Source organism: Pseudomonas sp. WJP1 (assembly GCF_028471945.1).
Classification (GTDB): Bacteria; Pseudomonadota; Gammaproteobacteria; order Pseudomonadales; family Pseudomonadaceae; genus Aquipseudomonas.
Genome location: NZ_CP110128.1, coordinates 568919 through 582104, shown reverse-complemented (window position 1 = coordinate 582104; position 13186 = coordinate 568919). Strand labels below are relative to the sequence as shown.

At 60.2% G+C, this 13186-nt stretch carries 12 protein-coding genes; 6 read left to right on the top strand and 6 right to left on the bottom strand.

The window, feature by feature from the left end:
- Positions 1-122 precede the first annotated feature (122 nt).
- The 3 genes from OH720_RS02585 to amaB all read right to left on the bottom strand — a co-directional run bounded on the left by OH720_RS02585 (position 123) and on the right by amaB (position 4515).
- Positions 123-1256, bottom strand: a complete 1134-nt coding sequence (locus OH720_RS02585; protein WP_020797619.1) for a branched-chain amino acid ABC transporter substrate-binding protein — start codon at positions 1254-1256, stop codon at positions 123-125.
- 362 nt (positions 1257-1618) lie between these two features.
- Positions 1619-2902: an L-pipecolate oxidase gene (gene amaA / locus OH720_RS02580; protein ID WP_272604444.1), complete on the bottom strand. Its 1284-nt coding sequence runs from the start codon at positions 2900-2902 to the stop codon at positions 1619-1621.
- Positions 2903-3024: 122 nt separating this feature from the next.
- Positions 3025-4515 carry an L-piperidine-6-carboxylate dehydrogenase gene (amaB, locus tag OH720_RS02575; RefSeq protein ID WP_272604443.1) on the bottom strand — a complete coding sequence of 497 codons (1491 nt, stop codon included), beginning with the start codon at positions 4513-4515 and terminating at the stop codon, positions 3025-3027.
- A gap of 175 nt (positions 4516-4690) precedes the next feature.
- Here amaB and OH720_RS02570 point away from each other — a divergent pair, with 175 nt between their 5' ends.
- From OH720_RS02570 to OH720_RS02555, 4 genes are all read left to right on the top strand, one after another.
- Positions 4691-5578: a LysR family transcriptional regulator gene (locus OH720_RS02570; RefSeq protein WP_272604442.1), complete on the top strand. Its 888-nt coding sequence runs from the start codon at positions 4691-4693 to the stop codon at positions 5576-5578.
- Positions 5579-5655: 77 nt separating this feature from the next.
- Entirely contained in the window at positions 5656-6861 is a 1206-nt protein-coding gene (pncB, locus tag OH720_RS02565) for a nicotinate phosphoribosyltransferase (RefSeq protein WP_272604441.1), read from the top strand.
- A 14-nt stretch (positions 6862-6875) separates the two neighbouring features.
- Entirely contained in the window at positions 6876-7703 is an 828-nt protein-coding gene (gene nadE, locus OH720_RS02560; RefSeq protein ID WP_272604440.1) for an ammonia-dependent NAD(+) synthetase, read from the top strand.
- A gap of 7 nt (positions 7704-7710) precedes the next feature.
- Entirely contained in the window at positions 7711-7866 is a 156-nt protein-coding gene (locus tag OH720_RS02555) for a hypothetical protein (protein ID WP_272604439.1), read from the top strand.
- Positions 7867-7880: 14 nt separating this feature from the next.
- On the opposite strand, the gene azu is transcribed toward OH720_RS02555, so the two are convergent.
- Positions 7881-8327 carry an azurin gene (azu, locus tag OH720_RS02550; protein ID WP_272604438.1) on the bottom strand — a complete coding sequence of 149 codons (447 nt, stop codon included), beginning with the start codon at positions 8325-8327 and terminating at the stop codon, positions 7881-7883.
- A gap of 344 nt (positions 8328-8671) precedes the next feature.
- Here azu and OH720_RS02545 point away from each other — a divergent pair, with 344 nt between their 5' ends.
- Together OH720_RS02545 and OH720_RS02540 are read left to right on the top strand one after the other, a co-directional pair.
- Positions 8672-9259 (top strand): TIGR00730 family Rossman fold protein, encoded by a 588-nt coding sequence (locus OH720_RS02545; protein WP_272604437.1) that lies wholly within the window; start codon positions 8672-8674, stop codon positions 9257-9259.
- Positions 9260-9329: 70 nt separating this feature from the next.
- Positions 9330-9509: a hypothetical protein gene (locus OH720_RS02540; RefSeq protein WP_272604436.1), complete on the top strand. Its 180-nt coding sequence runs from the start codon at positions 9330-9332 to the stop codon at positions 9507-9509.
- A 214-nt stretch (positions 9510-9723) separates the two neighbouring features.
- On the opposite strand, the gene OH720_RS02535 is transcribed toward OH720_RS02540, so the two are convergent.
- Positions 9724-10614 (bottom strand): transglutaminase family protein, encoded by an 891-nt coding sequence (locus OH720_RS02535; RefSeq protein ID WP_272604435.1) that lies wholly within the window; start codon positions 10612-10614, stop codon positions 9724-9726.
- Positions 10614-13100: a circularly permuted type 2 ATP-grasp protein gene (locus OH720_RS02530; protein ID WP_272604434.1), complete on the bottom strand. Its 2487-nt coding sequence runs from the start codon at positions 13098-13100 to the stop codon at positions 10614-10616. The genes OH720_RS02535 and OH720_RS02530 overlap by 1 nt, the downstream gene beginning before the upstream one ends.
- Positions 13101-13186: the final 86 nt, after the last annotated feature.

Genomic DNA, 13186 nt, shown 5'->3' with positions numbered 1-13186 from the left:
AGGAGCGAGCCTGCTCGCGATAGCGGTTGAACATTCAACGTATGTGTTGCCTGTCAGTCCGTCATCGCGAGCAGGCTCACTCCTACAAGGGAACGGTAGGGATCAGCCGATTGAGTCAGCCCTTACTTCTGTTTTTCCAGTTGGTGGTATTTGCCGTCCTTGTCCCACTGGTAAACCACGTAGTCGGAGACTTTCAGGTCGCCTTTGCTGTCCCAGGTCTTCTCGCCCATGACAGTCTTGACCGGATTTTTCTTCAGCCACGCAGCCGCTTCTTCGCCCTTGTTGGATTTGGCGCCGTTGAAGGCAGCCGCCAGGGTCTGGACCGAAGCGTAGGCGTACAGGGTGTAGCCTTCAGGCTCGGTACCGGCCTTGCGGAATGCGTCTACCACGGTCTTGCTGTCTGGCAGCAGGCGTGGGTCGGCACCGAAGGTCATCAGCACGCCATCGACGAATTGCGGACCGCCAGCGGTGGTCACCAGTTCGTCGGTCACGATGCCGTCGTCGGACATGAACTTGACATCTTTCAGGCCTTGTTCACGCAGCTGGCGAACCAGAGGACCGGCTTCCGGGTGCAGGCCACCGAAGTAGACGACGTCAGCGCCGGCACCGCGGATCTTGGTCACGATGGTGCTGAAGTCTTTCTCGCCACGGGTCAGGCCTTCATACAGCACTGGCGTTACGCCGCGCTTGACCAGTTGGGCCTTGGTGGCATCAGCCAGGCCTTGGCCGTAGGTGTCCTTGTCGTGCAGTACCACGACCTTCTTGCCCTTGAGCACGTCGACGATGTAGTCGCCGGCCACGATGCCTTGCTGGTCGTCACGACCGCACATGCGGAACATGGCGCTCAGGCCGCGTTCGGTCACCTGTGGGTTGGTGGAGCCTGGAGTGATGGCGATGATGCCCGCTTCGTCGTAGATCTCGGAAGCCGGGATAGTCGAGGAGGAGCAGAAGTGACCGACCACGCCGGCGACTTTCTGGTTGGTCAGGTCTTTGGCGACCGTCACAGCCTGTTTCGGTTCGCAGGCGTCATCGCCCTTGACCAGTACGATTTTTTCCCCGTTCACGCCGCCCGCTGCGTTGACCGCATCGGCTGCTGCCTGTGCACCCTTCATGTACTGCTCGCCAAATGCCGCATTGGCGCCCGTCATTGGACCCGCTACGCCGATCTTGATGTCAGCCTGAGCAAACGCAGAAACACCCAACGCAGCTGCCACTGCGAGGGCCAGAAAGCCTTTCTTGTAAAACGTCTGGGACATGAGGTGGTGCTCCATGGTTTTTTTAATTGGCACTGCGACTTCACTGATTGCTCAGAGCAAGGGCCGTGCCATCGGTTTTTTATTCTTAAAAAAGTCGCTGCTTTATTCTTATTTCGACTATCTCGGGCCCATTTTCATTGGGCGTGCAACCGTCTAAACCGCGGAAGGTAAAACCATTATTTTTTTGAGGCGCAACCCGTCTGCGCCATCATTGCAACCGCGGCACTAAACGACGTGCAACCAGCCTGTAACAACGTGCGTCACCGAAGTGCACACTGCTGGTGCGGGACTGCTACAACCCGCACCACTACAGGCTAGCTGCTGATCAAAAAAGCGCCGCTTTCAACAACAAAAATCAACATTCAGATCACGATCCGCAAGCACTGGCCTGCGTGATACAGCGAAAAACCGGCCTCGTATAAACAACTACGCAATCCCACCCCTGCCAGTGGCTGCATTGGAGCGAAGGGAATGGGTAGCGCTTGAGGATTTCCGTTACACAAATAATCGGCGAATGCTTTGCCGACAACGGTCCCGGTGGTCACACCCCGACCGTTGTAGCCGGTCACTGCCACTATTCCGGGCGCCGGTTCGAACAGGCGCATCAAGTGATCCGGGGTGAAAGCAATGCGCCCCGTCCAGGTGCACTCCCATTCCACCGGTTTGAGGTAAGGAAAGTAATGCTGCTGAACCCGATCGGCCCACGCCTTGAGGAACCATGCCGGTTTCTGATTGCCGTTACCCAGACTGCCTAGAAGTAAACGCCCGTCCTTGTCCCGGCGAATACTGCTGAGCACCTGGCGGGTGTCCCAGGAACCCTGGCCACCGGGCAGGATTTGCCGGGCGGCGTCTTCGGTCAGCGGCACCGATGCCACCTGATAGTAATAACCGGGGAAGAAATTGCGCCGCAACTCCGTCCAGTCGCCTTCGGTGTAGGCGTTGGAAGCGATCACTACCTGCTCGGCCAGGACCGAACCCTGCGCGGTTTGCACCGACCAGCGTTGCCCCTGGCGTTCGAGGCGGGTGACCGGGGAATGATCGAACAACTGACCGCCCAGGCCCATGGCCGCCTTGGCCAACCCCGTGGTGTAAGCCATCGGGTTGAGCGTGCCAGCACGGCGATCGAGCAGTGCCGCAGCAATTTTTTTGGTGCCCGTCGCTTGCTCACAGGCTTGCCCGGTCAGCAACTCGACAGGGGCGCCACGGCGCTTCCATTGCTCTTCACGACTGCGCAAGTCAGCTTCGCCACGGGCGTTGTGCGCCATGTGCAACGTGCCTTCGCGGCGCAACTGGCAATCGATCTGGTACTTATCCACAAGGCTGAACACCAGGGACGGTGCGGCACCGAGCATCCGGTTGAGCTGGCTGCCCACCGCCTCGCCAAACCCGGCTTCGATCTCGTCCGGGGGAATCCACATGCCGGCATTGACCAGCCCGACGTTGCGCCCCGAACCGCCGTGACCGGCGCGATGGGCTTCGAGCACACAGACCGTCTTGCCCTGTTCCAGCAGATGCACCGCCGCCGACAGCCCGGTAAAACCGGCGCCAATCACGCAGACATCGGCCTTCACTTCACCCTTGAGCGCCGAGTTGTCGGGCCTTTGCGGCGTCAGTTTTTCCCACAGACACTCTTCGCGTAACGGCATTGCCAGACTCCAATCAGAAACCTAACAAACAAAAACAAAGCATCGCTGGCAAGCCAGCTCCCACAGGGTTATGTGCCGCAACACAAATCCTGTGGGAGCTGGCTTGCCAGCGATAGGGCCCATCAGTCGAACGTAATACCTTGAGCCAGCGGCAACTCCAGCGAATAGTTCACGGTATTGGTCTGACGACGCATGTACCCGCGCCATGCATCGGAACCCGACTCACGACCACCGCCCGTTTCTTTCTCCCCCCCAAACGCACCACCGATTTCCGCACCGCTCGGGCCGATGTTGACGTTGGCGATACCGCAGTCACTGCCCACCGCCGACATGAACTGCTCGGCCTCACGCACGTCGGTGGTGAAGATGCACGACGACAGGCCTTGCGGCACGGCATTGTTCAAACGCAGCGCTTCGTTGAAATCGTTGTAGCCCACCACGTACAGAATCGGCGCGAAGGTTTCATGGCAGACAACATCGCTCTGCTCCGGCATTTCGACGATGGCCGGCGAAACGTAGTAGGCATTGGGGAATTTGTCTTCCAGCTGACGCTTGCCGCCGAACACCTTACCGCCTTCGCTCAGAGCCTGCTCCAGCGCGTCCTGCATGGTGTCGAAGCTTTGCTTGTCGATCAGCGGGCCGATCAGGTTGCCTTCCAGCGGATGGCCGATGCGCACTTTGGAGTAGGCGGCCTTGAGGCGGGTGACGATTTCTTCCTTCACCGATTCATGGGCGATCAGGCGGCGTAGCGTGGTGCAGCGCTGGCCGGCAGTACCGACGGCGCTGAACAGGATCGCGCGAACGGCCATGTCCAGATCGGCGCTTGGGCCAAGGATCATCGCGTTGTTGCCGCCCAGCTCGAGAATGCTGCGGGCGAAGCGCGCGGCGATTTTCGGCGCCACTTCACGGCCCATGCGGGTGCTGCCGGTAGCGCTGACCAGTGCGACACGCGGGTCATCGACCAGGGCTTCACCGGCATCGCGACCGCCAATGACCACCTGGCTCAGGTGCGGTGGCGCATCGCTGAAGTTCTTCAGCACGCGGTCGAACAGTGCCTGGCAGGCCAGTGCGGTCAGTGGCGTTTTTTCCGACGGCTTCCAGATCACCGGGTTGCCGCAGACCAGCGCCAGCGTTGTGTTCCAGGCCCAGACCGCCACCGGGAAGTTAAAGGCGCTGATCACGCCGACGACGCCCAGCGGGTGCCAGGTTTCGCGCATGTGGTGGCCAGGGCGCTCGGAGGCGATGGTCAAGCCGTACAGTTGACGGGACAGGCCGACGGCGAAGTCGCAGATGTCGATCATTTCCTGAACTTCACCCAGGCCTTCCTGGGTGATCTTGCCCGCTTCCCAGGACACCAGTTCGCCGAGATCGGCCTTGTATTCACGCAGGATGTCACCCAGTTGCCGCACCAGTTCGCCGCGACGCGGTGCCGGAACCTTGCGCCACAGTTCGAATGCATGATCTGCACGACTGATGTGCTGCTCGACTTCAGCGGCACCTTCCCAGTTGACGGTGGCAATCGTGCTGCCATCGATCGGCGAATGCACCGGCACTTTGCCGTTCTGGTACAGGGCCGGGTTCACACCAAGACGATCAAGCAATGCGGCAACCATGGGTCACTCCTCAAGCAAAAAACGGAACGTGTGCAGCCGCCGAATCACGACTGATCAGACCTGTAGTTTTAGCGCTCCCGAGGTTACTCAACAAACGACCATTAAGAGAGATATCATTCCGTTTATTCATGCTGTGCATTGTTGGCAATAAAGAGACAAGTACAAAGGACCGCCCATGCTGAACAAACGCTATTTGCCCTCGATCGCTGCGCTGCAGTGTTTCGAAGCCGTGACCCGCCACCTGAGTTTCACCCGGGCCGCCGAAGAGCTGAACCTGACCCAGAGCGCCGTCAGTAAACAGGTGGCGCAACTGGAAGAGCTGTTGCAGCACCTGCTGTTTCGCCGGGTTCGCCGACGCCTGCAAATGACGCCAGCGGGCGATCTGTACCTGGTGGAGGTACGAAAAATCCTCACCCAAGTAGAGATGTCGACCCATTACCTGCGTTCCTACGGGGGTGAAACCGAAGTCCTGCGCGTCTCCACACCCTCGACCTTCGGCGCTCGCTGGCTGGTACCACGCCTCAAGGGCTGGCGCCTGCGCCATCCGTCGATCCATCTGGACCTGTGCAATGAACAGGAAGCCGACGACCTGGTGCAAGGCCGCAGCGACCTGGCGTTCTACTTCGGCCAGGGTTCGCGTCCGGGCACCGAATGCCTGAAATTGTTCAGCGAAGAGCTTGTGCCGGTCTGTGCCCCAAGCAGCCTGCCCGACACGCCGTTCACCGACCCGACGCAACTCACCGACCTGGTCCTGCTGCAAAACGCCTCCCGCCCCCAAGCCTGGCACGACTGGTTCGACAGTCAGGGCTACCACACCGAACACAGCTACCACGGCCCGCGTTTCGAAACCTTCTACATGTGCATCCGCGCGGCGCAAGTCGGCTGCGGCGTAGCACTGCTGCCAAGGTTTCTGGTGGAAGAGGAACTGGCCGACGGCAAACTGGTCATTCCCTGGCAGCATGCGATGCCCAGCACTGACGCCTATTACCTGGCGTACCCGGAACATTCGGCGGAAGTGCCCAAGGTGCGCGATTTCGTGAAGTGGATGCTGGAGCAGGTGTAGGGACGCTTCAAAAATCGCTGGCAATCAACACCACCGATATGCGCCACTAGCCTTATTCAATGTGGAGAACCCCCGTTATGAGCGAGAGTGTATTTGCCGATCGCATCGTGCAGAACCTGCTCGACACCGACTTCTACAAACTGACGATGATGCAGGCGGTGCTGCACAACTACCCTAACGTAGAAGTCGAATGGGAGTTTCGTTGCCGTAACAGCGAAGATTTGCGCCCGTACCTGGCGGAGATCCGTTTCCAGATCGAACGGCTGGCCGAGCTGAGCCTGAGCGCCGACCAATTGAGTTTTCTGGAGCGCATCACTTTCCTGAAGCCGGATTTCCTGCGTTTTCTCGGGCTGTTTCGCTTCAACTTGCGCTACATCCACACGGGTATCGAAAACGGCGAACTGTTCATCCGCCTGCGGGGCCCGTGGCTGCACGTGATCCTGTTCGAGGTACCGATTCTGGCCATCGTCAGTGAGGTGCGTAACCGCTATCGCTATCGGGAGATTGTCCTGGAGCAGGCGCGCGAGCAGCTCTATCGCAAGTTCGACTGGCTGAGTGCCAACGCCAGCAGCGAGGAATTGTCCGAGTTGCAGGTAGCCGATTTCGGCACACGTCGTCGCTTCTCCTACCGTGTACAGGAGGAAGTGGTGAATGTGCTCAAGCACGATTTCCCCGGGCGCTTCGTCGGCACCAGCAACGTGCACCTGTCCCGGGAGCTGGACATGAAACCGCTGGGCACCATGGCCCACGAATGGATCATGGCCCACCAGCAACTCGGCCCGCGGCTGATCGACAGCCAGATCGCCGCCCTCGATTGCTGGGTCCGCGAATACCGAGGCCTGCTAGGGATCGCGCTGACCGACTGCATCACCCTTGATGCTTTCCTGGGCGATTTCGACCTGTTTTTCGCCAAGCTTTTCGACGGTTTGCGCCACGACTCGGGCGATCCGGTGGTTTGGGCGGAAAAAGCCATCGCGCACTATCACAAGCTCGGTATCGACCCGATGAGCAAGACGCTGACCTTCTCCGACAGCCTGACGCTACCCAGGTCCCTGGAGATTTTTCGGGCGCTGCGGGGTCGAATCAATGTCAGCTTCGGTATCGGCACCAACCTGACGTGTGACATTCCGGGTGTCGAACCGATGAGCATCGTGCTTAAAATGACGGCCTGCAACGGCGCGCCGGTGGCGAAGATCTCCGACGAGCCCGGCAAGACTCACTGCACAGACCCGAATTTCGTTGCCTATTTGCGACACGTTTTCCAAGTTCCTGCCCCCCTCTAGCAAGGAGTGAATTCATGCAAGCCGTACAGCGTGAGATTGCTGAACAGCTCAAGGTCCAACCGCCGTTCGCCGACGAAGCTGCCCTCGAAGCCGAAGTCGCCCGGCGGATTACCTTCATCCAGGATTGCCTGGTCAATTCCGGGCTCAAGACCCTGGTGCTGGGCATCAGTGGTGGTGTCGACTCCCTGACCGCCGGCCTGCTGGCCCAGCGTGCGGTCCGTGAGCTGCGCCAGCGCAGCGGTGATGCCACCTACAAATTCATCGCCGTACGGCTGCCGTACGAAACCCAGTTCGATGAACATGACGCCCAGGCCTCGGTGGACTTCATCAAACCGGACGAGCGCCACACGGTGAATATCGGCCCGGCGGTCAAGGCCCTGGCCAACGAAGTCGCGGCGTTCGAAGGCAAGCATGCGGTGTCGGTGGATTTCGTGCTCGGCAACACCAAGGCGCGCATGCGCATGGTCGCCCAGTACACCATCGCCGGCGCGGCCCATGGCCTGGTGATCGGCACCGATCATGCGGCGGAAGCGGTGATGGGCTTCTTCACCAAGTTCGGTGACGGCGCCTGCGACCTGGCACCGCTCAGTGGCCTGGTGAAAAACCAGGTCCGTGCCATCGCCCGCAGCTTCGGCGCACCGGAATCGCTGGTGGAAAAAATCCCGACTGCCGACCTTGAGGACCTGTCACCGGGCAAACCGGACGAAGCGTCCCATGGCGTGACGTACGCCGAGATCGACGCCTTCCTGCACGGCGAACCGGTGCGCGAAGAGGCGTTCCAGATCATCGTGAATACGTACAACAAGACGCATCACAAGCGGGTGATGCCGTTTGCGCCTTGATGGGTGAATGAATGAAAAAGCCCGCTGGAGCGTTGAGCTTCAGCGGGCTTTTTCTTTGGCCAAGGCATTTGTTGATGCTGATGGCCCCTTCGCGGGCAAGCCTCGCTCCTACGAGTACAGCGTTGTACTTGTAGGAGCGTGGCTTGCCCGCGAAGAACGATAACGCGGTGCTTCGGTTTATTTCAGAGTAACCGTGCCTTTCATCATCGAAATATGGCCCGGGAACGAGCAGAAGAAGCCGTACTTTTCATTGGCATCGAGCTTGGACACGTCGAAGGTCACCGAGTCGGTCTCCTTGGCGCCGATGATCTTGGTGTGGGCGATGATGCGTGCGTCGCCTTCTTTCAGGTAGTTCTTGTCGATGCCGGCGCTCAGACCGTCGGTCGCGATCGGCTGCATGTCGGCTTCTTTACTGATGACCAGGTTATGGCCCATGACGTTTTTCGGCAGGCTGCCGGAGTGCTTCAATTCCACGGTAAAAGTCTTGCAGCTCTTGTCGATTTCAATGGCCTTCGTGTCGAAAGACATCTGGTCAGTGGAGTCAACGGTGACTTTGCACTCGGCAGCCATCAATTGGCTGCTGGCCAGTGTCAACAGGGATACCGCAACAAGTTTGGCAAACATGGTGAATCTCCAAGGCAGGGTGAATGAGAAATGCGAATGAACAGAAGACTGCCTGAAAACTTCGCAAGTTCCTATGACCTGAAGCAAAAATTGTATACAACTTTCGGGCTATGGGACCGATCAAGACAATCTACCAGCCAGGTGTCTGCCTCGGCCCTATCATCAGACTGTCCTCATTTTTCGGAGCGTCTGTCATGTCGATCAATACCCTATTGTGCAGCTTGCTCGCCGCCTATGCCTGCGGTGCCAGCGGAACCTGCGAAACGCCCAAGCGCGAAGTTTAGCCCTTGGAGCGCAACGCGCCTGCCTTTACCCTGTGGCCCTGATCGACCCTGGAGCAAGGCATGTCTTTAACATCCGTTTGTGTATTCTGCGGCGCCAGCACTGGCACCAACCCTGCTTATCGTGAAGCAGCCGTGGCCCTTGGCCAGGCCTTGGCCGAGCGCAAGCTGACCCTGGTCTACGGCGGTGGAGCCGTGGGGCTGATGGGCATCGTTGCCGACGCGGCATTGGCGGCCGGCGGTGAAGTGATCGGGATCATCCCGCAGAGCCTCAAGGACAAGGAAATCGGCCACAGCGGCCTGACCCGCCTGGAAGTGGTCGACGGCATGCATGCGCGCAAGGCTCGGATGGCCGAGCTCAGCGATGCTTTCATCGCTTTGCCCGGCGGCCTGGGCACCCTGGAAGAGTTGTTCGAAGTCTGGACCTGGGGCCAGTTGGGCTACCACGGCAAACCGTTGGGTTTGCTGGAAGTGAATGGTTTCTACAGCAAACTCACCGGTTTTCTCGATCATATCGTCGGCGAAGGCTTCGTTCGCGCGGTACACCGTGACATGCTGCAGGTGAGCGAATCGCCGCAGACGCTGCTCGACGCCCTCGATCGCTGGCAGCCGACCGTTGCGCCCAAATGGGTCGAGCAAAAACCCGACTAACGACTTAGGCATCGATACAGGGCAGAATACGCGCCGCTCAAACCTCACCTTCGACCCCAGAGGATCGCCCATGGCCAAACCCAATTACTCCTTCGCCAAACGTCAGAGAGACCTGGCCAAGGAACAGAAGAAAGAGGAAAAGCTTCAGCGCAAGAAAGCAATGGCTGACGAAGCGGCACTGAACCCTGACGCTGAAGTCGCAACAGATGACGATGTAGATGCACCGAAAGATCAGGCACCCGACGCCTGAGTCCCCTCCGGGCCGGATGATCTGATCGGGCCCATGGATCTGTGTCCGGGGTTGGCAGCGATGCTGCCAGCCCTCACAGGCCAATCGAATGACTCCCAAACACCGCATCCCCCTGTGGGAGCGAGCCTGCTCGCGAAAGCGATATGCCTGTAACAGAACTTCTGGATGTGCCGGCGCTATCGCGAGCAGGCTCGCTCCCACAGGGGGGCTTGGTTTAGTCCAATGGCATCACTGTGACCCGAACTTCCGGATCATGATTGCCTCCCCCCAGAATGACTCCCCGCAACGGCGACACATCGGAGAAATCCCGGCCCCAGGCCAGGGTGATGTGCTCCAGCGCCGGTTGCACATTATTGGTCGGATCGAAATCCACCCAGCCCGACACCGGACAAAACACCGAGACCCAGGCATGGGACGCATCGGCGCCAATCAATCGCGGTTGACCTGGCGGTGGCTGGGTCAACAGGTAGCCGCTGATGTAGCGCGCGGCCAATCCACGGGAGCGTATGCAAGCGAGCATCAGGTGGGCGAAGTCCTGGCAAACCCCGCGCCGGCGTTCCAGCACTTCCACCAGGGGGGTAGCGACCTGCGTCGCCTCGGCATCGAAGGTGAATTCGCTGAAGATTTTCTCCATCAAGGCCTGCACCCCGAGCAACAGCGGCCGCCCCGCCGGAAAGCAGCTCTCGGAAAACTCGACGAAATTGCGCTTGAGATGCACATAAGGTGATTCGAACCGGTAACGGCAGGCTTCGAGCAATTGTGGCGAAAGCGGCTGGCTGCTGTACGTCAGCGCGTTGCGGGTGTCTTCCCACGCTGGGGATCGATTGAAATCAACCAAGGGCCGGGGCAGCACCTCGATCGTCAGGCTGGCATTGACCAGCAGTTCATCATGGGGACGCTCGAACGCCAGCCGGGTCAACGGGTTGCCGAACACATCCAGCTCATCGCGGCGTGAAGTCGGGTCCGGACTGATCTGCAATTGCTGGTCGGAGCAGCGCTGCCACGCACAAGGCCTGGGCCACAAATGCGCCAGTTGCTGGGCCAGGGACACCGGACTGTCATAGTGATAATGGGTATCGTGGAAAATCTGGTAATGAGCACTCATCAGACGGACACCGTGCGCTGGCTTACATCATCGACGTGGGCGAAGTGCCGCAAGGCCAGGCGATCCGACACCTGCCCGCTGGCATCGGCAATTTCTTGCAGCAGATCGGCCAACCCTTCGATGGCAGCACGCACGCTGGCGGCGCCAAACAACGGGTTTTCCAGGCAGCCCAGATCGAAGCGCGCCAGACGCTCCACCAACTGTGGCAGGCCCGCTTCGCGAGGGACACCGAAGTCGTCGCACAGGCGTTTGAGCGTGCGGGTCACCAGTTTCAACTGAAACAGCACCGCGTGTGGGTTCTGCTCATCGAGCAACAACAGGTCAAGCACCGGGATCAATTGCGCCACCGCCAGGTACCGCGAACGATAGGTGATACTGCTGTTGCCCAGCTCTAGCAACCATTCCAGTCCCGCCTGATCGAAAGCCCCGGCGCCACGCAGGAACGCCGCCAGGCTGCCGCTGAGAAACTGCAGGCGTTCGAGCCGCCGGCCGATCATCAGGAAGCGCCAGCCTTCGTCCCGGGTCATGTCGTCCAGGGCAAAACCGGACAGCGCCGCCAGGGACATCACCAGCCGGTTGAGGAAGTCGAGCAACTCGCCGAAGTCCGGTTCTTCGGTCTCGAGTTCCATCGCTTCGCGTTGCAGCTCCACCAGCGCCTGCCAGTTCTCCCGCGACAGCTTGCCACGCACCTGCGAGGCCGCCCATTGCAAACGTTGCAGGTTGGAACGCAGGCTGAACGGCCAGTCATCGCCGAGTATCGCCGCCAGCAATCGCTCCGGCAGTTCGCCTTCATCGGGCAACAGCATCAGCCGTTCGCCAAGATCCACCGCCGCCTCCAAGGCCTGCGGATCATCGCCATCGACATAACGCGCCAACATGATTCGCAGCAATCGGGCGCTGTCATCGCAGCGCTCGCAGTAACGGCCGAACCAGAACAGGTTTTCCACCACCCGCGACGGCAGGTAAGGATCGCGACGCACCAAGTCATGCACGCCGATATTGCGCTGGGCTTTCCACTGTTCGCCGCTCGGTGAACGTTCGCCCAGCACCCAGGTGTCCTTGCTGGCGCCGCCGCGCTGCATCGATACCACCTCGGCGTCCGCTTGCGCGGCCACACGGGTCAAGCCACCGGGCAACACCCGATAACCGTCGCGACTGGCCACCGCATACACGCGCATGCCGATAGCCCGCGGTTGCAATTGACCGTCCTCGGCCTGCCATATCGGCGCCTGAGACAACTGCGCGAGTTCTTGCGCAACGTAAGCATAGGGTCGTGCCTGCATGCGCTCGGCGAGCTCCTGGCGCTGTTTTTCACTCAAATCTCGACCGAATAGCGGGGCGAAACTCTGGGACGGAAATGCCGGTTTGATCAGCAGCTCCGGCAGTTTTTCCAGGGCCTGGGCCAGCACCGGGGCCTCACCGCACCACCAGGTGGCAATGGACGGCAGGATCAGTTCTTCGCCAAACAGGAACTGGTTGATCTTCGGCAGGAAGCCCAGCAAGCCCGGCGACTCCAGCACACCGCTGCCGAGGGCGTTGGCCACCAGCACCCGACCCTGGCGCACGGCTTCAAGCAGGCCCGGTACGCCCAAGGCCGAGTCAGTGCGCAATTCCAGTGGGTCGCAGAAGTCGTCGTCGAGCCGGCGCATGATCGCGTGGACCCGACGCAGACCACTCAGGGTCTTCAGGTAGACCGTGGCATCGCGCACCGTGAGGTCGCCACCTTCCACCAACGGGTAGCCAAGCTGGCGGGCCAGGTACAGGTGCTCGAAATAGCTTTCGTTGAAACGCCCCGGCGTCAGCAGGACCACCAGCGGTGCCTCTTCATCACTTGGCGCCTGACGGGCCAGTGTCTCCTGGAGGGTGCGGAAGAATCCCGCCAGGTGCTGCACCTTCAAATCACGGTACAACTCGGGAAAGGCCCGGGACACGATGGTGCGGTTTTCCAGGGCATAGCCAGCGCCGGACGGCGCCTGAGTGCGATCGGCCGTTACCCACCAGCGGCCATCGGGCGTGCGCGCCAGATCCACGGCGTACAGATGCAAAAAGGCTCCGTCAGGCGGCTTGATGCCCTGACAGGGCCAGAGGAAATTGTTGTGGCCAAATACCAGCTCCGCCGGCAGCAGACCTTCGGCGATCAAGCGTTGCGGGCCATAGAGATCGGCCAGTACGGCATTGAGCAAACGTGCACGCTGGGCGATGCCGGCGGACAATTGCTCCCACTCGTCGGCGGCAATCACATGGGGCAGCAAGTCCAGCTCCCACGGCCGATCGGCGCCCTTGGGATCGGCGTAGACGTTATAGGTGACACCGTTTTCCTGGATCTGCCGGGTCAGTAGCGCCTGACGCTGCACCAATTGAGCGGGTGTGCTGCGCTGCAACTGGTCGAACAGCCGACGCCAGTGCGGCCGTATGGCACCGCTGTCGTCGAGCAATTCGTGATAGGTGCCCGCCGTCAGCGGGTAGCGGTCTAGCAGGTCAGGCATGGAAAGCTCGGCAGACAGCAATGATCGGTCAGACTAACGCACGCTCATGACGCCCGGATAGACGAAAAATCCGGGCGTCGCGTACG

Coding starts and splice junctions, on each gene's coding strand:
- OH720_RS02585 (WP_020797619.1), bottom strand. CDS start 1,256: ATGTCCCAGACGTTTTACAAGAAAGGCTTTCTGGCCCTCGCAGTGGCA.
- amaA (WP_272604444.1), bottom strand. CDS start 2,902: ATGCCGTTACGCGAAGAGTGTCTGTGGGAAAAACTGACGCCGCAAAGG.
- amaB (WP_272604443.1), bottom strand. CDS start 4,515: ATGGTTGCCGCATTGCTTGATCGTCTTGGTGTGAACCCGGCCCTGTAC.
- OH720_RS02570 (WP_272604442.1), top strand. CDS start 4,691: ATGCTGAACAAACGCTATTTGCCCTCGATCGCTGCGCTGCAGTGTTTC.
- pncB (WP_272604441.1), top strand. CDS start 5,656: ATGAGCGAGAGTGTATTTGCCGATCGCATCGTGCAGAACCTGCTCGAC.
- nadE (WP_272604440.1), top strand. CDS start 6,876: ATGCAAGCCGTACAGCGTGAGATTGCTGAACAGCTCAAGGTCCAACCG.
- OH720_RS02555 (WP_272604439.1), top strand. CDS start 7,711: ATGAATGAAAAAGCCCGCTGGAGCGTTGAGCTTCAGCGGGCTTTTTCT.
- azu (WP_272604438.1), bottom strand. CDS start 8,327: ATGTTTGCCAAACTTGTTGCGGTATCCCTGTTGACACTGGCCAGCAGC.
- OH720_RS02545 (WP_272604437.1), top strand. CDS start 8,672: ATGTCTTTAACATCCGTTTGTGTATTCTGCGGCGCCAGCACTGGCACC.
- OH720_RS02540 (WP_272604436.1), top strand. CDS start 9,330: ATGGCCAAACCCAATTACTCCTTCGCCAAACGTCAGAGAGACCTGGCC.
- OH720_RS02535 (WP_272604435.1), bottom strand. CDS start 10,614: ATGAGTGCTCATTACCAGATTTTCCACGATACCCATTATCACTATGAC.
- OH720_RS02530 (WP_272604434.1), bottom strand. CDS start 13,100: ATGCCTGACCTGCTAGACCGCTACCCGCTGACGGCGGGCACCTATCAC.